Genomic DNA, 20692 nt, shown 5'->3' with positions numbered 1-20692 from the left:
TATCGGATCAGGCGGATTCATTGGGGAAAGTTCTCGCGCAGCCAGTCGCGCACGATGCGCCCGGCGACGTAGCGGCCCGCCTCCTCGCCCTCGGCGAGCGCGCGGCCGTGGTGATCGCCGCGCACGCGACGATGCGTTTTCACCGCCGAGCCGAGACTCGCGTAGATATCCGCGATGACGGTCGGAAAGCACGCCTGGTCGCCGGTGTATTCGACGACGAGCGACGGCTGCACGATCGCGGGCGCGGTCTTCGACAACAGCGCATTGGACGACACGCCCGACCACGTCGAGAGCCACGCTTCCGGCGAACAGCAGCGCGCGAAGCCGACCGAGCCGTAGTTCGACGCGAACGGGTCCGCGCCCCACAGTGAGCCGTAGTGACGGTCGGAGGGATCGAGCGAAAGATCGAACGAGCGCAGATCGGCGTCGGTGCGCCAGATCGTCATCAGCGGCGTGTGCGCGGCCACGCGGCGCGTGCGCGGATCGGCTGCATCGCCCGCCGACTTGACGCGCGCGCGGGCATCGAGCCGCCCGGCGATCAGATTGCGCGCGATGGCGTCGAGCCGTTCCACGCGCGCGGTCTGCGCCGCGCGATAGCGCGCGACGAACGCCGCGTCGTAGCGCGACGATTGCGGCGGCGCGTTGAAGCCGTTGGACGGCGTGAACGGGTCAAGCGATGCATCGACGGCGAGCGCATCGTTCTCGTCCGTCACCGACGGATCGATGCAGCCCTGCAGCAACGCGCCCTGCCCCGGATGCGGCGCAACGAAGATCACGCCGTCCACCAGCGGCATGTCGAGCGACGCGAGTTTCGTCGGACGTCCGCCCGGCGTGCGCTCGATACGCGCGTCCGGCGCGAGGTTCGATTGCTGCGCGTAGAGCGCGTAAAGCCCGCTGCCGCCCGAGTTGCCGAGCAGCACGATTCGCCTGAAACCCGCGTCGCGCAGAAAACGCAGGCCAGCCGCGACGTCGTAGAGCGCGAACTCGTGTTCGAGGCGCATGTCGTTGCCGACCGAGCGCGGGGCTTGCGTCCACGCCGCAAAGCCCGCGCCAGTGATATCCGGAATCAGGTAGTGGCACGCCATGAACTCGCGCGGATGCATGATGCACACGACCGTATCCGTCGCGCCGGGCGAATACAGCGAGCCGCTCGTCGCGGCGCCGTCCTGCGTGCGCAACACGACATTACGCGTGCCGACGCCGGCGGGCAGCTCGCGCGGGTTCCAGTCCGTGTTGAGAAATCCTGCGGTCGCGCCGCCAGAGCCGGCGCGCGTTTGCTCAGATCGGTTCATCGAGTCATCTCCTTTTTTTACATCTTAGTCGAATATTTTTACTTATGTGTTGATTTTTCGTTATGGTTTTTACGGATGTGTTGATTCGACGCGTGACGAACCCTGTTAGGAGGCTGGTTTGGGTTATCGTGTTGATCGTTCTGACACAACCGTCGAAAACGCCGTATGACCCGAACCCAGACCAAGAGCGACGCCTTGCGCGAAAACATCCTCGAAGTGGCGACGCGCCTTTTCATCGAGCGCGGCTTCGACGGCACGAGCTTCAACGACATCGCCGACGCAATCGGCGTGAGCCGTCCCGCGCTCTACTACTACTTCAAGAGCAAGGAAGCGATTCTCGAAGTGCTCACGGAGACGGTGACGCGCGCGGCGGGTCAACTGGCGTCGGAATCCGTGCCGGGGCACATGCAGCATCCCGCCGGCATGCTGCGGCATCTGGTATTGCGGCATGCGCAGTTGATCCTCACGCATCCGCTGCAGTTTCGTGTGGTGGAAAGGAACGAAGGCAACCTGCCGCCGCAGCAACGCCAGCTTGCGGAACAGGCGCGGCGCGCCGTGCTGGAGCAGTTTCAGCACGCGATCGAATTCGGCATCGAGCAGGGACAGTTTCGCGCGCTGGATGCGAAGGTCGCGGCTTTCTCGATCATCGGCATGTGCAACTGGAGCGCGTGGTGGTACTCGCCCGACGGGCCGCGCTCGCTTGAGCAGATTTCGGAGCAGATCGCCGACATGGCCCTGCATGCCGTACAGATGGAAAACGGACGGCAGTTGCGCGAGCCGAGCGTCGGCGCGGTGATCCAGTTGCTGCGCGACGACATCGACATGCTGGAACGGCGGCTTGGATCGGACGAGTGATCATGCCGCGATGTGAGGCAGAGCCATGTTTCATCCGTAATTTGGGCCGGATTTTCTGAAACGCCGCCGTAACGGCGCGCGCACAGAATTCATCCCATGCGCAGAACGAACGGCGCCAAACAACCGGAGAACAATCATGCCGATGCCTTGCTACCTCACGCTCGAAGGACAGAACCAAGGGAAGATCGAAGGCTCCATCAAGGTGACGGGCCACGAAGGAAAGATCCTCGTGCAAGCTGTGGATCACACCATCGAGATTCCGAAGAGCCCGCAAACGGGGCTGCCCACCGGCAAGCGTGTGCATTTGCCGATGACGCTGACGAAGGAAATCGACAAGTCGTCGCCGAAGCTTTATCAGGCATTGACGTCGGGCGAGCAGATGAAGGTGGTGACGCTGGAGTTTTATCGCATCTCGCCGAAGGGCACTGAGGAGAAGTACTACACCGTTCAGCTGTCGAATGCGATTCTGACGAACATGAAGTCGTGGACGCCCAATGCGCTCGATCCCGAGAACCGCCAGATGGGGCATATGGAAGATGTGTCGTTCACGTACGAGAAGATCACGTGGACTTTCGACCCGGACGGCATCGAAGCTGAAGATTCCTGGCTGGCGCCGAAGTCTTGATTGTTGGGTTTGGGTGCATGGAAGAGCCGCTTCTCCTGGAGAGCGGCTCTTGTGTATTCTGCTGTGAGGCACAGACCCAACGAGCGTCAGCGAGGCTCCCGTTCTACAACCGTTCAATCAGGCGCCGATCCCCCGACTCACAATACTCATGACATGCCGCACGCGCCGCGTTCGCCGCGCCGTGCACGAATAGCGGCGCATCCGCGCGGCGCGACATCGACACCACGATCGACGGCGGCGAAGGCTGCAACGGCAACTCCACCACTTCTCCGCGCGCGATGAGATCTGCGACGAACAGACGAGGGATCGCCGCCACACCGAAGCCATCGCGCACCAGTTGCACAATCACCGAGATCGACGGCGATCCGGTAATGCGCGTATCCGCGAGCGGCACGCCGTTCGCGAGCGCAAGCTTGCCGACGATGTCCTCCAGCGCGCGATGCGGTGCCGTGCCGCGTCCGAAGGTGAGGATCGGATGGCGCAGCACGCGCTTGGCGAGCCCGCTGCGCGACAGCGGAAGCAGCCCCGCGCGCGCGACCCAGTGCACCGGATAGTTCGCGAGCGCATCGCACACCACGGTTTCCTCGTCGCTGCCTTCCACGCGAATGATCAGATCCAGCTCGCCGGCCATCAGGCGACGCTGCAATACCACGCTCACGTCCACCGCAAGCTCCACTTCGAGTTGCGGAAGGTCGGCCGAAAGGCGTCGCATGTAATCGGCGAGCCAGCTATGCACCACTGTTTCGATCACGCCGAGCCGCAGCTTGCCGCGCATCGCGCCTTCGTGCGACGCCGCTGCCTGCAACTGGCGCGTTGCTTCCACGACGGCTTTCGCGTAGCCCAGCAGATATTCGCCGTTAGGCGTGAGCCGGAAATCGCGGCTCTCGCGATCGACGAGCGTGGTCTGCAATTCGTCTTCGAGCGCCTTCAGACGCTGCGAGATCGCGGCGGGCGTGGCGTGCAGCGCCGTTGCCGTGGTGCGGAAGCTGCGCAGCTTGGCAAGCGTGACGAAGGTCTCGAGAAAGCGAGTGTTCATAGGCTGGAAAACAAAGCGACGCAAAAGCGCGGCAAAAACAACGAAGGGAAACGCTACAAAAACCTCAACGTGATTCGGGAAAACCCGCGATTCTGTTAAGAAATTCTATTCACTCTGCACAAATAAAACTAGTTGGCGTCAGATTTTCTTCTTTTCTATGCTTCGTCTAACGCTGCAATTCATACACACCGCACGCCGATACCATGACTCCATCTGAATTCCGCAAAGCTGTCCGCCACGGTGACTTCCGCGGCCCCACAGCCGGCCATTGTGGCGACTACGCGCAAGCCAATCTGGCGATTCTGCCCGCCGCACACGCGCACGATTTCCTGCGCTTCTGTCATGCGAATCCGAAGCCGTGTCCGCTGCTCGGCGTGGGCGAGCCCGGCGATTTTCGCGTGCCCGTGCTTGGGCGCGACGTCGATATCCGCACCGACGTGCCCGCCTATAACGTCTATCGTCACGGCGAACTGAGCGAACGCGTCGAGTCGATCGAAGTGCTCTGGCAGGACGATTTCGTCGTGTTCGCCATCGGCTGCTCGTTCTCGTTCGAGCACATGCTCGCGAAGGAAGGCATCGGGCTGCGCCACGTCGAAGAAGGCCGCAACGTGCCGATGTATCGCACCGATATTCCGAACCAGCGCGCGGGCGTGTTCGGTGGCGAACTCGTCGTGTCGATGCGTCCGCTGCGCGGCGCAGACGCGATCCGCGCGATACAGATCACAAGCCGCTTTCCGGGCGTGCACGGCGCGCCCGTGCATATCGGCGATCCTGCGGAACTCGGCATCGCCGATCTCGCGCGCCCCGAGTTCGGCGACGCGGTGACGATCCATCCGGGCGAGCTGCCGGTCTACTGGGCGTGCGGCGTGACACCGCAAACCGCGCTCATGGGCGCGAAGCTGCCCATCGCCATCGCACACGCGCCGGGCCACATGCTGATGACCGACATCACCAACGCATCGCTGGCCGTCTTCTGAGCGTTTGCGCAGCACGCGCGGCATAACACGGCGCCGCGCTCCATTCACAGCAATTCGAAGCGATCCGGCCACGCGGTCCGGAGGGAATGACGCATCCCCACGCTTTGCGTCTATCCACAGGAGCAGCAGATGGACAGCAAGACACTCACGGCAAACGTCGACGACGCCGCCGATCTGAAGGCGACAGCAGACGGCGCACAGCTTTCCTGGTACGCCGAAGCGGGACCGCGCGCACGCCGCGCGTTCTGGAGCTGCAAGGTCGGCTACATGCTCGACGGCATGGACACGCAGATGCTGTCCTTCGTCATTCCGACGCTCGTCGCCACGTGGGGCCTTTCGCTCGCGGACGCCGGTTTCATCGGCACGATGACGCTGCTCTCGTCCGCGCTCGGAGGCTGGATCGCAGGGATTCTGTCCGACCGCATCGGCCGCGTGCGCACGTTGCAGCTCACCGTGCTGTGGTTCGCGGTGTTCACCGCGTTGTGCGGACTCGCTCAAAACTACGGCCAGTTGCTCGCCGCGCGCACGCTGATGGGCTTCGGCTTCGGCGGCGAATGGACAGCGGGCGCCGTGCTGATCGGCGAGGTGATCCGCGCACGCGATCGCGGCAAGGCGGTCGGCCTCGTGCAATCGGGCTGGGCGCTCGGCTGGGGCATGGCCGCCCTGCTCTATGCCGTGCTGTTCTCCGTGATGGCGCCCGAGCTTGCATGGCGCGCGCTGTTCCTGATCGGTCTCGTGCCGGCGCTGCTGGTGGTCTTCATCCGCCGCTACGTGAAAGAGCCTGAAGTGTTCGAACAGGCGAAGGTCGCGCAGCAGGAGGCACAAGACAAACCGCGCTTCACCGAAATCTTCGCGCCCCGCCTGCTTTCGACAACGCTGCGCGCCGCGCTCCTCACCACCGGCGCACAAGGCGGCTACTACGCGATCACGACGTGGCTGCCGACCTTCCTCAAGACCGAGCGTCATCTCACGGTGATGGGTACGGGCGCTTATCTGGCGATGATCATCGCGGGCTCGTATGTCGGCTATCTGTGCAGCGCCTGGCTCACTGACCGCATCGGCCGCAAACCGAACTTCATTCTGTTCGCGCTCGGTTCGATGGCGATTGCCTTCGCGTACACGTCGTTGCCGCTCACGAATGCGTCGATGCTGTGGCTCGGTTTTCCGCTCGGCTTCTTCGCGTCGGGCATCTTCTCCGGTATGGGCGCGTTTCTCACGGAACTCTTTCCGACCCGCGTACGTGGCTCCGGCCAGGGCTTCTGCTACAACGTCGGCCGCGCGATCGGCGCGCTCTTTCCCGTGCTGATCGGCACGCTGTCGAGCCGCTACGGCCTCGGCACGAGCATCGGGATGTTCGCGGTGGCGGCGTATGGCGTGCTGATCCTCGCCGCGCTCACGCTGCCGGAAACGCGTGGCCGCGAACTCGAATCGGCCTGAACAACGCGCTCTTACTCCGTTACCTCTTTCGAATCGCACCTCTCGACACCATGAAGCAAGATCACCACTCCGATGTTTGCACGCCGTCCCGCTGGCAATTCTGGATTGACCGCGGAGGCACCTTTACCGACATCGTCGCGCGCCGCCCGGACGGCACGCTCACCACGCACAAGCTGCTCTCCGAGAACCCCGAGCAGTATCGCGATGCGGCGGTCGCCGGGATTCGTCATCTGCTCGGACTGCGCGACGGCGAAGCCATCACGCCGCACGACGTCGAGATGGTGAAAATGGGCACGACAGTCGCGACGAACGCGCTGCTCGAACGCAAAGGCGAACCGGTTGCGCTCGTCACGACGCGCGGCTTTCGCGACGTGCTACGGATCGCGTATCAAAACCGTCCTCGTCTTTTCGATCTCGACATCGCGCTGCCCGAGGCGCTCTACGAGCGCGTGGTGGAAATCGACGAACGCATGAGTGCGCAAGGCGACATCGTCGCGCCGCTCGATCACGCCGCGGCCGAACGCGCGCTCCGCGAGGTCTATGACAGCGGCATCCGCGCGCTCGCCATTGTGCTGATTCACGGCTATCGCCATACGTCGCATGAACGCGAACTGGCGGCGTTGGCACGTCGCATCGGCTTCACGCAAATCTCCGTCTCGCACGAAGTGTCGCCGCTGATGAAAATGGTTTCGCGCGGCGATACGACGGTGGTCGACGCGTATCTGTCGCCGATCCTGCGCCGTTACGTCGATCAGGTCGCGCACGAAATGCCGGGCGTGAATCTGCAATTCATGCAGAGCAGTGGCGGACTGACGCGCGCAGACGTGTTCCAGGGCAAGGACGCGATTCTCTCGGGACCGGCGGGCGGTATCGTCGGCATGGTCCGCGCGGCACAGGCGGCGGGCTTCGAGCGTGTGATCGGCTTCGACATGGGCGGCACGTCGACGGACGTCTCGCACTTCAACGGCGAGTTCGAGCGCGTGTTCGAAACGCAGGTAGCCGGTGTGCGCATGCGTGCGCCGATGATGAGCATTCACACGGTGGCGGCCGGCGGCGGTTCCGTGCTCGGCTTCGACGGCGCGCGTCTGCGTGTCGGCCCCGATTCGGCCGGCGCGAACCCCGGCCCGGCTGCGTACCGACGCGGCGGTCCGCTCGCCGTCACGGACTGCAACGTGATGCTCGGCAAGATCCAGCCCGACTATTTTCCGCGCGTGTTCGGTCCGCATGCGAACGAGCCGCTCGATCACGACGTGGTGGTGAAACGCTTCCAGGCACTCGCCGATGAAATCTTCGCGGCGACAGGCCAGCGTCGCACACCCGAAGCCCTCGCTGAAGGATATCTGGAAATCGCGATCGGCAGCATGGCGAACGCGATCAAGAAAATCTCCGTGCAGCGCGGCCACGACGTGTCGCAATACGTGTTGACGACGTTCGGCGGCGCCGGCGGCCAGCACGCATGCGGCGTGGCCGACGCGCTCGGCATGACGAGCGTGTTCGCGCATCCGCTTGCGGGCGTGCTCTCCGCCTACGGCATGGGTCTCGCGGACCAGACGGCCATGCGCGAACGCGCCCTCGAAATCAAGCTTGACGAAACTTCGCTGGCCACGATTGAAGCCGCACTCGATGCGCTCGCCGGCGACGCCACGCGTGCCCTGCTCGAACAGAACGTCGATGCCGCGCTCATCACGACCGAGCGGCGCGTGCATCTGCGCTATCAGGGAACCGATTCGCCGCTCTCCGTGCCGGCAGGCAGTGTCGACGAAATGCGCGCCGCGTTCGAAGCGGCCTATCGTCAACGCTACGCTTTTCTGATGGCCGATACGCCGCTCATCGCCGAGCTTGCGTCCGTCGAAGCGATCGGTCATTCCGATGCTCCCGTCGATTGCGGCGACCTTGCGCCTCGCGACGCGAACAACGCACTCCGTGCGCAGACTGTCGTGCGGATGTATTCGGGCGGCGCATGGCACGACGCCTCGCTCTATCAGCGCGATACGTTGCGTGCGGGCGATACGCTCGACGGTCCCGCGATCATCGCCGAAAAGAACGGCACGATCGTGGTGGAGCCGGGCTGGCAAGCGGTGCTGACCACCCAGGGCAACGTGGTGATGACGCGTGTGCAACCGCTCGCCACGCGCCGCTCCATCGGCACCGACGCCGACCCTGTGCGCCTCGAAATCTTCAACAACCTGTTCATGTCGATTGCCGAGCAGATGGGTTTGCGTCTGCAAAACACGGCGTATTCGGTGAACATCAAGGAGCGCCTCGACTTCTCGTGCGCGATCTTCGACGACGCGGGCAACCTGATCGCGAATGCGCCACACATGCCCGTGCACCTTGGCTCGATGGGCGAAAGCATCAAGACGGTGATCGAGCGCAACCGGGGGACGATGCGCGACGGCGACGTGTTCATGCTCAACGACCCGTATCACGGCGGCACGCATTTGCCCGACGTGACCGTGATTACGCCCGTGTTCGCCGACGGTTCTTCCGAGCCGCTCTTCTACGTCGGCTCGCGCGGTCATCATGCGGATATCGGCGGGATTACGCCGGGTTCGATGCCGGCTTCTTCGTCGCATATCGACGAGGAAGGCGTGCTGATCGACAACTGGCAGCTGGTGTCCGCGGGCGTGTTGCGCGACGCCGAAACGCGCGCCTTGCTCGCATCGGGCCGTTATCCCGCGCGAAATATCGCGCAGAACATGGCCGATCTGCGCGCGCAGGTGGCCGCGAATCAGAAAGGCGTGGACGAGTTGCGCCGCATGGTCGCGCAAGTCGGCCGCGACGTGGTACTTGCGTTCATGCGCCACGTGCAGGACAACGCGGAAGAAGCGGTGCGCCGCGTGATCGGCGCACTGAAGGACGGCAGCTATCGCTACGAACTCGATAACGGCGCCGTGATCAACGTGGCGATTCGCGTCGACGCCGCCACGCGCAGTGCCACAGTCGATTTCACCGGCACATCCGCGCAGTTGCCGAACAACTTCAATGCGCCGAAGGCCGTGTGCATGGCGGCGGTGTTGTATGTGTTCCGCACCCTCGTCGGCGACGATATTCCGCTCAACGCCGGCTGCCTGAAGCCGCTTTCGGTGATCGTGCCGGAGCGCTCGATGCTGAACCCCGTTTATCCGGCGGCGGTGGTGTCGGGCAACGTAGAGACGTCGTCCGTGATCACGAATGCGCTGTATGGCGCGCTCGGCATCGTGGCATCGAGCCAGGGCACGATGAATAACTTCACGTTCGGCGACGCGCGCTACCAGTACTACGAGACGATTGCGGGCGGCAGCGGCGCGGGTGATGGTTTCGGCGGCGCGGACGCCGTGCAGACGCACATGACCAATTCGCGCCTCACCGATCCCGAAGTGCTCGAATGGCGCTACCCGGTGCGGCTCGAATCGCATCTGATCAACGCGGAATCGGGTGGCGCGGGACGCTGGCGCGGCGGCAATGGCGCGATCCGGCGCATCCGTTTTCTCGCACCGATGACGGCGTCGATTCTGTCGAATAACCGCATTCATGCGCCTTTCGGCGCGCGTGGCGGGCTGGCGGGAAAACGCGGCAGCAATCGCGTGGAGCGCGCGGATGGTCAGATTGTCGCTCTAGGTCATATCGCGAGTGTCGAAATGGGACCCGGAGATGTGTTCGTGGTGGAAACGCCGGGGGGTGGGGGTTTTGGGAATTCGGCGCAGGCGTTCCCGCTTTAAGGCCGCTGCGGTTGAGTCGGCTTCTATCCAGGGGCTTATTGCCCCGAGCTGCCGGCCCGGCCGCCCGCCCGCAACCCGGTCCCGGTGCGGCTTGGGGCGTTGGCGACGTCGCTAACGCCCTACGCGAACGCCGTCGCTTCGCGAACTTATGCCGTCGCCGACGTACGCTGACGATTAACGAGCTGATTGTCTTTGCCTTCGACGAATCGAGTCAGCCCGATGTCGAATTCGATTTCCTTATATGCGTCGGCCTTGAGACCCAGCGCAGCGCCGCCAGTCTTCTCGACGACGCGAGGAATGAGATCCTCTCGCGTCGCGTACGCAAAGTCGTCCCAGATCAGCGGATCGCCTTCGATGTTGATCTGTGTGGTCAGCTTACGGAAGTTATCGCTTGTGACGAAGAAATGCACGTGCGCCGGACGATTGCCATGCCGTGCGAGCACGTTCAGCAATTGCTGCGTCGAACCGTGCGGCGGACACCCGTAGCCCACGGGCATCAGCGTGCGGAACTCGTATTTACCGTCTTGTCCCGTCTTCACCGCACCGCGCAAATTGAAGTCGCTTTGTGCGCCGGTCGGATCGAAATGGGAGTAGAAACCCTTTGAATTGGCATGCCAGCATTCAACGACGGCACCGGCGACAGGCTTGCCGTCGGGACCAGTGACGGTGCCGCGGATGACAAGCGGCCCAGCCTCTTCGTCTGAGTTGATGTCGATCTTCGCGACGCCGTCGCGCAGCGGCGCGCCTGCCACATACAACGGACCCTCAATGGTGCGCGGCGTGCCGCCGTGAATGTCCGCGCGACGGTCTTCTGCATCCATGCGAATATCAAGAAACTTCTCGAGACCGAGACCCGCGGCGAGCAATGCCGCTTCCCCATCGCGACCGAGCCGGTTGAAGTAGTTCACGCCGGCCCAGATTTCATCGGGCGTCATGTCAAGATCGTCGATGGCTTTGAACAGATCGCTTAGCAGCCGATGCGTGATCTGTTTTGCCCGTACATTGCCGTCTTCGCTGCCGAGATTGGCAGCGGCCGAAAGCAGGTCCTGAACTTCCTTCGCTTCAAAAACTTTGACGCTCACGATGTTGTCTCCATAGGGTATTGCGGGGTATGGCGCAGCGTCTGCTCTCTTGCGACACCACGCTAGATGTCACGCGTCGTCTTCGCGAACCGACGACGGGTGACGGCACAACGGCGTCACCGAAATGCTCATGTACGGGAACAACGGCAAAGCAGTGAGGATGTCGTGCAGTTCAGCATTGCTTTCGACGTCGAAGATACTGAAGTTCGCGTACTCGCCTGCGAGCCGCCAGATATGCCGCCACTTGCCGCTGCGCTGCAAGGCTTGCGAATAGGCTTTCTCACGTGCCTTGATTTCGTCGGTGGCATTCGCGGGCATATCCGGCGGAAGGTTCACATCCATGCGTACGTGGAAAAGCATCTTGTTTTCTCGTCAGAAATTCGGCTACTTGATGACCTTGACCAGTCCGTCACGCGTAAAGCGTTTGATCCGGTCTGTGTCCAACTCGATGCCGAGGCCCGGGCCGTTCGGCACGGTGAGTCCAAAGTCACTGTAATCCAGCGGTTGTGTGAGGATTTCTTCCGTAATGAGCAGCGGACCGAACAGCTCGGTGCCCCATTGCAGGTTGGGCAAGCTCGCAAAAAGCTGAGCCGACGCCATTGTGCTAACCGCCCCTTCCAGCATGGTCCCGCCGTAAAGCTCGATCCCCGCCGCGTCGGCAATGGCGGCGACACGCTGTGCTGCAAAGAGCCCCCCGCTTTGTTCGATCTTGATCGCGAAGACGTCGGCGCCTTCCTGCTTCGCGATTTCGAACGCGCTTTGGGGACCTTGCAGGATTTCGTCCGCCATCAAGCCGACGGGAAAACGGCGCATCAGGCGCGCCAGCGCTGCCGCGGATGCGACGGGTTGCTCGACCAGATCGCAGCCTGCATCGACAAGCGCGGGAATAGCCCATGCCGCCTGCGTTTCACTCCAGGCCATGTTCACGTCCACCCGCACGGACCCTCGATCGCCGAGTGCGCGCTTGATGTCGGCGACGTGCTTGATGTCTGCTTTGACTTCCTTCGCGCCGATCTTGAGCTTGAAGATCTTGTGCCGACGGCGCTCGAGCATCATCTCTGCTTCCGCAATGTCCCTGTCTGTATCGCCCGATGCGAGCGTCCAGGCCACGGGCAGACGCTCGCGGTGCCGCCCGCCCAAAAGTTCGCTGACCGGTACGCCGAGGCGCCTGCCATGCGCATCGAGCAACGCGGTTTCCAGCGCGCTTTTCGCGAAGTGATTGACCCTGACAAGCTTGGCGAGATGTGCCATGAGCAACTGAACGCGCGTCGCATCACGGCCGATGCTGGCGGGTGCAAGATACGCATCGGTCACGAGCTTCATCGACTCTGGACTCTCCGGACCATACGCCATGCCGGCGATCGTCGTGGCTTCGCCAATTCCCGTGATGCCATCGCTACAGAACACCTTCACCAGCATGAGCGTCTGGCCGTGCATGGTGGCGACGGAAAGCTTGTGGGGGCGAATCGTCGGCAGGTCGACGAGACAGGTTTCGATGCGTTCGATCGTCGCTGAAGTCATAGCTATAGATTCGGTACGTCCGACAGGATGTTGGCCAGTTCGACGACACGTTAATTTGGTCGCACCACATTCGTCAAATAGATCAAATGTGCGTGATGTTATCCATACCGTTGATGATTCGATTTACGTTGAAGAGCGAGCATGCTCCAGGTGCGCCTGCACGCTCGCACTCGAGCTATCGCTTCAAAACTTGTGGCGGATGCCCACGCGGACCGTGCTTTGGCGGTCGCTCGTCGAGGGCGTGAGGTTGTTGATCGCCGCAACCGCTGCGGTGCCGGTTGAATCGATGCCTGATGCTTTCTGGTACACGCCGATCAAATAAACATCGGTTCGCTTTGACAGGAAGTAGTCGGCGCCCAGGGCGCCCTGATAGTACTTCGCGCCCGGAACGTTGCCGGTAGCCGAATCGACATCGCCGCCTTTCGTGTAGTCGAATGCCGCGCCGAGCACGAGCGCGGGCGTCAGTTGATACTTGAAGTTGACTTCGACGTTGTTGAAGTTTGCATTGCCGGTGTACCCCCGCGGATTGGGCCCGGAGTTCACGGTATCGCCGAGGTTTTTGAACTGCGCGTTGGAGTATGTCGCACCCAGGGTGGCCGGTCCGAATGCGTAGGCCGCGCCCGCCGCGACCACCTGATAAGTGCGCGCCGACGCATAGCCGCTATACACCGGCGACGAGATGAAGTTCGCGCTCGCGGTGGGCGGGGTGCTCGCGCCGTTGTCACCAAAGAAGCCGACGTTCGGATTGCGCGCGTTCAGGTAGCCGACGCCCAGCGTAAGCGGCCCGTTCGCGTAGCCCGCACCGAGCGACCATAGCTGGTTGCGCGAGACCGCGCCGGCCACACCGCCGAGACTATAGACGCCGCCAAACGTAAATCCATAGTATTGCTTACTAGCGAATTTGATAGCGTTGTTCACGCGGTATGCGTTGTTGAGGTTGTCCAGATCGCCCGGATGAGCGCCGATATATCCCGCCCACTGGGTGCCGGACTCGAACGGGCCCACATAGTCGACGACTGAATCGTATTGACGCCCGATCGACACGGTACCGTAGGCACTGGACAAGCCCACGTACGCCTGGCGACCGAACATCAGGCCCTGGGTACTGCCGCGATTCTTTTGCGCGAGCGAGCCGTTGTTGAGATCGAAACCGTTCTCTATAGCGAACAGCGCGGCGAGTCCGCCACCAAGCTCTTCCCTGCCCTTCAGCCCCCAGCGGCTGGCCTGCATGACGCCGCTCGACAGGTTGTAGAGATTGTGACCGCCTGAGTTCGAGGTCCAGTTGAAGCCATCGTCGACGATTCCGTACAGGGTCACCGCGCTTTGTGCTTGCGCCGTGCCTGCAATTGCAAGTAGCGCCAGAGAAGTTCCCAAGGCAAGTCTCATACGTTCGGGTTCCATGCGAGCCGTTCTATTAAATGACGCAATGAAGGTTCATTGCAGTGATGAGGGCGATGCGCCACGCAGTCTGCGGTCGCGCGTTTCACGCGGCAAATAAACCAAAAGCATGACGGTCGATAAGCGTGATTGATATGTGATGCAAGGCAAGGGTTAGCACGTACGGAACGCGGAGGCACATGCACCAAATTCATGTCGCACATTTTTGTCCCGAATTTGACCGCTGTTGTCGAGGCTCATATCGTGGGCACATCGCATCGATACGACTCGCGCCGCTTCTTGAGCATCAGGGAAGCGGGAACCATCACATCATGTTTTCTCCCACCATGAACCCTGAAGCTCTGAACTCCGATCTAGGCGCGCTCGCTCAATCCCGACCCGCGCGTCCCGTAAGCAATGTGCGCCGTGCCGTCACTACGGCAGTGCTCGGCCAAATCCTTGAGTGGTATGACTTCTTCTTGTACGGCACCGCCGCCGCGCTTGTTTTCGGCAAGCTGTTCTTTCCCGTCGGCACCGATCCGCTGACGGGCACCATCGCCGCATTCGGCGGCTTCACGGTCGGCTTTATTGCGCGGCCGATCGGCGGAGTGCTTTGCGGCCATATCGGCGACCGTTATGGCCGCAAGGTGGTGATGATGCTCACACTTCTCACGATGGGCACCGCCACGGTCCTGATGGGCGTTTTGCCAACGTATCAGCAGGTCGGCATTGCGGCGCCCGTCATGCTGGTATTGCTGCGCATTCTTCAGGGACTGGCAGCAGGCGGTGAATGGAGCGGCAGTATCCTGCTCATTCACGAGAACGCGCCGCAATCGAAGCGCGGAGCGCTCGCGGCATGGAGCCCCTGCGGCGCCGCGCTCGGCTTTGTCTTGTCCACGGGCGCTTTCCTTCTGGTGCAGAACCTTCCGGCGGGTGATTTTCAGAGCTGGGGCTGGCGCCTTCCGTTTCTCGCCAGCGCCGCACTCGTCCTCCTGGGCCTCTGGATGCGCCGCTCCGTTGGAGAGAGCGCCGCGTTCGCCGAAGTGAAGAAGACGCGCCACGAAAGCCGGATGCCTGTCATTGAAGTGCTGCGCCAATGCCCGCGCGAAGTGCTCACGGTGTTCGGCCTGCGCTTCGGCGAAGGCGCGGCGTCCTACCTCTTCTTCGCATTTTCGATCGCCTACGGGCAGTTCCTCGGCATCAAGTCGAGCTGGATTCTCAGCGGTCTGTGTATTTCGATGCTGCTGATGATCCCGGTTTCGCTGTTCTTCGGCTGGGTAACCGACAAGGTCGGACGCAAACCCGTGTATCTCGCCGGTGCGATCGCCATCGTGCTGGTCGCATGGCCGTACTTTGCGCTGCTCGGCTCAGGCGAGTACTGGAAGGTCGTTGCCGCGCTCGTCCTGGCGAACAGCATCACGCTTGGCATTCTGGAAGGCGCACAACCCGCGTTCATCAGCGAAATGTTGCCGGTGCACCTGCGTTTTTCCGGACTCGGCATCGGACGCGAAGTCTCTTCCGTACTCGGTGGCGGCCTCTCCCCGATGATCGCCACCGCGCTGCTCGCGCACTATCACAGCGCCGTGCCGGTCGGCATCTATCTGGGCGTACTCGGACTCATCACCGTCATCGCTACCTTGCTCGCGCGCGAGACGTATCCCAAAGCGATGCGCGCCGCAGCGCGTCAGCAAGCCGAATGACATCGACACACCATTAACCGAGAGGTATCAAGCATGCAAGCCCTTCAAAGCGAAGCAATCATCGATTCGCAAAACGACTATCCCGAGTACGCGGGAACCCTGTCGCTCGATGCGCTAGTCGAAGAAGTCGAGCGCCGCCGCGACGAATTCGATGTCGTGTCTCACGTGCCGCGCGATATGGTTGGCAAGATGAAGCGCGCGGGCATTTTCCGCGCGAGCACACCCAAGCGTTTCGGCGGCGACGCGCTGCCGCCTGCGCGCTTCCTGGAGATGCTCGAACGCATCGCGATCGCGGACGGCTCAGCCGCCTGGGTCGCAGCGTTCGGCTCCGCCAACACGTACCTCGCGTCACTGCCGGTCGACACGCAGGCGCGTATCTACGCAACCGGTCCTGATCAGGTCTTCGCGGGCGGCTTGTATCCGCTGCAAAAGGCCGAGCGCGCGCCCGGCGGCTTCCTTGTGTCGGGACAATGGCGCTTCGCCAGCGGCTGCAAGGGTGCGGACTGGATCGGCGTAGGAATCGGCGGGGCACCTGCTGGCATCGACGATAAGAACGCCGGCAAGCCCTTCACTGCCGTCTTCCCGGCGAGCGAAGTGGAGATCGTCGATAACTGGAATGTGGTCGGCATGCAGGGCACGGGCAGCCACGATCTGCGTTTGAAAGACAAATACGTCGAAGAACAATGGACCTTCGTGCGCGGGGGCACGCCATTGATCGACGAACCGCTCTATCGGTATCCCGCCGTTGCCTATCAGGCGCAGGTGCATGCGGCAGTGAACATCGGTCTCGCGCGCGCCGCGCTCGACCTGCTGGCGGGAATGTCCGGGGTGACAAAGACGACGACGGGTGCGCCGCGTCTTGCCGATCGCGCCTACTATCGCTCGGGGCTCGCACACGCGGAAGCGCAGTTGCGCAGTGCGCGGGCGTTCTTCTTCGAGTGCGCGGAAACATCCTGGCGCACGGTGCTCGCTGGCGACCCGGTGTTGCCGGCAGAAGCCAATTTGTTGCGTCTGTCGGCCACGCACGCGGCCCACACCTGCGCCGATATCGTCATGCAGGCGTACAAGATGGCGGGCATCGGCGCGATCTATCGCGAGAACCGGATGCAGCGTCTGGTACGCGATTCGATCGTTGTCACCCAACACGCCTTCCTCGGCGAAGGAAACTACGACGCATCGGGCGCGATCTTCGTGGGCATTCCGCCCGTCACGCCGTATCCCTGAATCTGCGAACTCTGAAAGGACACCAGCCATGACCCACGATCAAGCGCGTGCACAATTTCGCAATGCAATGGCCTCGCTCGGCGCGGCCGTCAACGTCATCACCACGGACGGACCACACGGACGCAGCGGTATCACGGCAAGCGCCGTTTGCTCGGTGACCGATACGCCGCCAACGATGCTCGTCTGCATCAATCAGTCGAGTTATGTTCACGACGTGCTGCTCAACAACGGCCGCGCATGCATCAATGTGCTCGGCGCGCACGCGCAGGAGCTGGCGCGCATTTTTGCGGGCATGGATGGATGCTCGATGGAGGAACGCTTCGCGCGTTGCGGCTCGCGGCCGGGCGCATTGCAACTTCCTGTGCTCGACGATGCCATTACGAGTCTCGAAGGACGCATCGTCGACAGCAAACAGGTCGGCTCGCATTCGGTTCTTTTCGTACAGGTAGAACACATTGGCTCCGGGGAAGGCGGCGACGGCCTCGTGTACTTCGGCCGGCAGTTTCATCGGCTTGCCCGCGCGGCCGTATCCTGCGAGACGGCGTGACCATGCAAGTGTGCCTGTTTCTGATCGGTGCGAGCGGACAGCAACCGCTGCTCGATGTCGCGCCGCTGCAGCGCATCGACGGCTTGCGCAACCTCATCGAGCATGAACCTATCGCGCAAAGGGTCGATCCGCGCATACCGCCCGCTGCCAATGCGCCATCGTGCGTGCTGCAGTTATATTTCGACGAACTCGCCGCGCTCGAAGCGGCCGCAACCCGCGATGGCCCGATTCACCGCGCGCTGCAAGCACAGTCGGAAGTCAAGCGCTTCACGCAGCAAGTCATGGCGGTGCGCGCTCTCGTGTCATCCACGCCGGGAGGCCAAGCGCGCGCGCAGCGGTGTACTTATCTTGTCGCATACGAAGGCCCGGCCGAAGACTTCGACACATGGCTCGCACATTACCTGCAGCATCACGCGCCTCTGATGTCGACCTTGCCCGCGCTGCGTGAGGTGGAGATCTATACGCGCATCGAGTGCGCCATCGGCATGCCGTGTGCGCGCGCGGACGCGATGCAACGCAACAAGGTCGTATTCGACGATGCGTCAGCGCTCGTCGACGCACTCGCTTCGCCGGTGCGCGACCTGATGCGCCGCGATTTCCATACCTTGCCACCCTATCGAGGAGGCACGCCGCATTTTGCAATGCGCAGCACATACGGTAATCTCGCCACACATTGATATCCGCATGGCGCGACCAGCGCTCGTTCGTGAGTGAACCGTATGACCAAGCTCAACCTCGGTCTCGCCGATCTGAATCTGCTGCGCGTGTTCCTCGCCATCTGGGATCTGCGCAGCCTCACCGCCGCCGGCGATCGTCTGGAATTGACGCAGCCTGCGGTCAGTCACGCGCTACGTCGCTTACGCACGCTGTTTGACGATCCACTTTTCGTGCGCACGCCCAGCGGCATGGTGCCGACCGATGCCGCGCATCGGCTGTACCCGCCGCTCGCACAGGCGTTGTCGATCATCAATGAAGCCGTCCAGCAGGTTGCCAAGTTCGATCCCGCGACGGCGAGACGCGTCTTTCGCATCTCGATGTCGGACATGTCGGAATTCTTTTTCCTGCCACCGCTTCTGGCGCTGCTCGACCGTGAAGCGCGCGGCGTTCGCATCGAAGTGGTCAATGTTCCGGTGGAATCCGTAAGCGCCGCCATGCGCGCCGGAGAAATCGATCTTACTCTGGGCTATGTGCCGGGTCTCGACGCGGGATGTGTGAGCCAGACGTTATTCGTCGACGAGCATGTCTGCGTGGTGCGCGCACATCATCCCTTAGCCAAATCACGGCCGACACGCGAAGACCTGGCCGCCTTGCGCTACGTCTACGCCAGCACCAACGCGACGGGTCATCGCATGGTCGAGCAATGGCTAGACGAGCTTAATCTCAAGCGCGATGTCGTCGTCCGATTGCCGCATTTTGTCGTGGCGCCTGAGATCGTGATGAACACGGACCTCGCCGTCATCTTCCCCAAGAGCATTGCACGGCGGTTCAATCGCGGCAAAGCCTTCCGCATTCTGCCCTTGCCCTTCGCTTTACCCCCCATCGAAATACAGATTCATTCGCACACACAGTTCGCCAACGATCCGGGCGTCGCGTGGTTGCGCGAGACGATCTCCGCGATGTTTCGTCAGCCCGAAAACTGACACTTATTTGCCGCGCTGATATCAGGACATCTTTTCGGCGGATTTGACGGATATCAGTCTCAACTCGACACTGTCTGTCATTCGAAGGCTTCCCAAGGCCTCAGTCCTACTCATTCAATGCGAGCAGACATGGCAACAGTTCATTCCCCGAGCGCCGAGCGCAGCGCGGCGACGCCGGATCGCGCCCTCAGACGTATTGTCATCGCGTCGGTCGCGGGTAATGCGATGGAGTGGTACGACTTCTTCGTCTACGGCACGGCGGCCGCGCTAGTTTTCGGCACCTTGTTCTTTCCGGCCAACGCCGATCCACTGATCGGCACGCTCGGCGCGTTCGCCGCGTTCGCAATGGGCTTTGTCGCGCGACCGCTCGGCGGTATTGTGTTTGGCCATATTGGCGACCGTTACGGACGGCGCGCGTCGCTCGTCTGGACGCTGCTTATCATGGGTTTCGCGACTTTCGGCATCGGCTTGTTGCCGACTTACGATCACGTGGGTCTGTGGGCGCCGGCTGCGCTTGTCGCACTTCGCCTGCTGCAGGGTATTGCGTCCGGCGGCGAATGGGGCGGTGGCGTGCTGATGATCAGCGAGAACGCGCCACCCGAAAAGCGTGGCTATTACGCGGCATGGAGTCAGCTCGGCGTGGGCGGCGGTTTCGTGCTGTCCTCGGCGGCGTTCCTCGCGGTGCAAGCCTTGCCGCACGAGCAGTTCATCTCTTGGGGATGGCGTCTGCCGTTTCTCGCAAGCATCGTGATCTTTGCGCTTGGCGTCTACATTCGTCATAGCCTGCCCGAGAGTCGCGACTTCGAGAACGCGGAAGAAGCCGGCAAGACATCGCACATGCCGGTGCTCGAAGCCATCAAGCGTCATCCGAAAGAAATTCTGATGGCGATGGGTCTGCGTGTCGCGGAAAACGGCGGCGCTTACATCTTCCTCGCGTTCTCACTCGTGTACGGCAAGTTTGTCGGCATTCCCAATTCGACGATGCTCACCGGCGTCATGCTCGCGATGGTCGTCGAAATGGTCGCGATGCTGCTGTGGGGCAAGCTCTCCGATCGCATCGGACGCAAGCCTGTGTACATGATCGGCGCCGCTTCGCTGGCGGTGATGGCCTTCCCGTTCTTCTGGCTGCTCGACACGCATTCAACCCCGCTTATCTGGCTTGCGCTGGTTCTGGGTACCGCCGTTTGTCACGGGGCGATGATCGGCACCTTGCCTGCGCTTGTCGGCGAATTGTTCAGCACGGAAGTGCGCTACTCCGGCGTCGCGCTCGGGCATGAAGTGGCCTCGATCTTCGCGGGCGGTCTGTCGCCGCTCCTCGCAACCGCGTTACTGTCGCACTATCACACGTCTTGGCCCGTCGCGGTTTTCCTCATCGTGCTCAGTCTCATCACGGTCATCACGCTGCGCTTTACGCGGGAAACGCGTCAGCGCTAAGCCGGTACCTCTCTCACTTGATCGCGCTGACGATCATGAAGCTCGCCCATCGCCCACGCGTTCACTGCACAACGCTAACTGCTGCTGCGTGTCGCGTTCCCGTTCCCCCGAGCTGGCGTGCACGTTTCAAATATCAGCCTCACTGATTTGCTGACCTGTTTTTAATCGATTTGACGCATGATCGTTGAGTAGCGAGACTGATGTCATCGAGAGGATGCGCCGAGTGCGTGGTCAAGCTCGTGTT

At 62.3% G+C, this 20692-nt stretch carries 16 protein-coding genes and 1 pseudogene; 11 read left to right on the top strand and 6 right to left on the bottom strand.

Annotated elements, in window-relative coordinates; all coding sequences use genetic code 11:
* Positions 1-17: 17 nt before the first annotated feature.
* Complete coding sequence (locus AWB70_RS25330) at positions 18-1292, bottom strand: alpha/beta fold hydrolase (protein WP_053568202.1); 1275 nt, start codon at positions 1290-1292, stop codon at positions 18-20.
* 165 nt (positions 1293-1457) lie between these two features.
* Here AWB70_RS25330 and AWB70_RS25325 point away from each other — a divergent pair, with 165 nt between their 5' ends.
* Both AWB70_RS25325 and AWB70_RS25320 read left to right on the top strand, forming a co-directional pair.
* Complete coding sequence (locus AWB70_RS25325) at positions 1458-2147, top strand: TetR/AcrR family transcriptional regulator (RefSeq protein ID WP_053568203.1); 690 nt, start codon at positions 1458-1460, stop codon at positions 2145-2147.
* Positions 2148-2283: 136 nt separating this feature from the next.
* Positions 2284-2772: an Hcp family type VI secretion system effector gene (locus AWB70_RS25320; RefSeq protein WP_014191429.1), complete on the top strand. Its 489-nt coding sequence runs from the start codon at positions 2284-2286 to the stop codon at positions 2770-2772.
* 103 nt (positions 2773-2875) lie between these two features.
* Here the strand turns inward: AWB70_RS25320 and AWB70_RS25315 are convergent, their stop codons facing one another.
* Entirely contained in the window at positions 2876-3808 is a 933-nt protein-coding gene (locus AWB70_RS25315; RefSeq protein ID WP_053568204.1) for a LysR family transcriptional regulator, read from the bottom strand.
* A gap of 197 nt (positions 3809-4005) precedes the next feature.
* On the opposite strand from AWB70_RS25315, the pseudogene AWB70_RS25310 reads away from it, so the two are divergent.
* The 3 genes and pseudogenes from AWB70_RS25310 to AWB70_RS25300 all read left to right on the top strand — a co-directional run.
* Positions 4006-4785 (top strand): annotated as a pseudogene (locus tag AWB70_RS25310) (putative hydro-lyase); the annotation flags it as partial.
* Between the two features lie 129 nt (positions 4786-4914).
* Positions 4915-6222 carry an MFS transporter gene (locus AWB70_RS25305; RefSeq protein WP_053568206.1) on the top strand — a complete coding sequence of 436 codons (1308 nt, stop codon included), beginning with the start codon at positions 4915-4917 and terminating at the stop codon, positions 6220-6222.
* Positions 6223-6272: 50 nt separating this feature from the next.
* Positions 6273-9923: a hydantoinase B/oxoprolinase family protein gene (locus tag AWB70_RS25300; RefSeq protein WP_053568207.1), complete on the top strand. Its 3651-nt coding sequence runs from the start codon at positions 6273-6275 to the stop codon at positions 9921-9923.
* Positions 9924-10069: 146 nt separating this feature from the next.
* On the opposite strand, the gene catA is transcribed toward AWB70_RS25300, so the two are convergent.
* The 4 genes from catA to AWB70_RS25280 all read right to left on the bottom strand — a co-directional run bounded on the left by catA (position 10070) and on the right by AWB70_RS25280 (position 13912).
* Complete coding sequence (catA, locus tag AWB70_RS25295) at positions 10070-11005, bottom strand: catechol 1,2-dioxygenase (RefSeq protein WP_053568208.1); 936 nt, start codon at positions 11003-11005, stop codon at positions 10070-10072.
* A 69-nt stretch (positions 11006-11074) separates the two neighbouring features.
* Positions 11075-11365, bottom strand: coding sequence for a muconolactone Delta-isomerase (gene catC, locus AWB70_RS25290; RefSeq protein ID WP_014191435.1), 291 nt, complete (start codon positions 11363-11365; stop codon positions 11075-11077).
* A 24-nt stretch (positions 11366-11389) separates the two neighbouring features.
* Positions 11390-12526, bottom strand: a complete 1137-nt coding sequence (locus AWB70_RS25285; protein WP_053568209.1) for a muconate/chloromuconate family cycloisomerase — start codon at positions 12524-12526, stop codon at positions 11390-11392.
* A 183-nt stretch (positions 12527-12709) separates the two neighbouring features.
* On the bottom strand, positions 12710-13912 hold the full coding sequence (locus tag AWB70_RS25280) for a porin (RefSeq protein WP_053568210.1): 1203 nt from the start codon (positions 13910-13912) through the stop codon (positions 12710-12712).
* 338 nt (positions 13913-14250) lie between these two features.
* On the opposite strand from AWB70_RS25280, the gene AWB70_RS25275 reads away from it, so the two are divergent.
* The 6 genes from AWB70_RS25275 (at position 14251) to AWB70_RS25250 (ending at position 20448) form a co-directional block, all read left to right on the top strand.
* Positions 14251-15603, top strand: coding sequence for an MFS transporter (locus AWB70_RS25275; protein WP_087086340.1), 1353 nt, complete (start codon positions 14251-14253; stop codon positions 15601-15603).
* A 33-nt stretch (positions 15604-15636) separates the two neighbouring features.
* Entirely contained in the window at positions 15637-16827 is a 1191-nt protein-coding gene (locus AWB70_RS25270; RefSeq protein ID WP_053568211.1) for an acyl-CoA dehydrogenase family protein, read from the top strand.
* Positions 16828-16855: 28 nt separating this feature from the next.
* Positions 16856-17374, top strand: a complete 519-nt coding sequence (locus AWB70_RS25265; protein WP_014191440.1) for a flavin reductase — start codon at positions 16856-16858, stop codon at positions 17372-17374.
* A 2-nt stretch (positions 17375-17376) separates the two neighbouring features.
* Positions 17377-18051: an EthD domain-containing protein gene (locus AWB70_RS25260; protein ID WP_053568212.1), complete on the top strand. Its 675-nt coding sequence runs from the start codon at positions 17377-17379 to the stop codon at positions 18049-18051.
* A 42-nt stretch (positions 18052-18093) separates the two neighbouring features.
* Positions 18094-19014, top strand: a complete 921-nt coding sequence (locus tag AWB70_RS25255) for a LysR family transcriptional regulator (RefSeq protein WP_053568213.1) — start codon at positions 18094-18096, stop codon at positions 19012-19014.
* 129 nt (positions 19015-19143) lie between these two features.
* A complete protein-coding gene (locus AWB70_RS25250; protein WP_053568214.1) occupies positions 19144-20448 on the top strand; it encodes an MFS transporter in 1305 nt (434 codons plus the stop codon).
* Positions 20449-20692: the final 244 nt, after the last annotated feature.

Origin of the sequence: Caballeronia cordobensis, assembly GCF_001544575.2 — a bacterium.
In the GTDB taxonomy this organism is placed as follows: Bacteria; Pseudomonadota; Gammaproteobacteria; order Burkholderiales; family Burkholderiaceae; genus Caballeronia; species Caballeronia cordobensis.
Note: the sequence above shows the minus strand (reverse complement) of the source record. Positions and strands in the feature narration are given on the sequence as shown.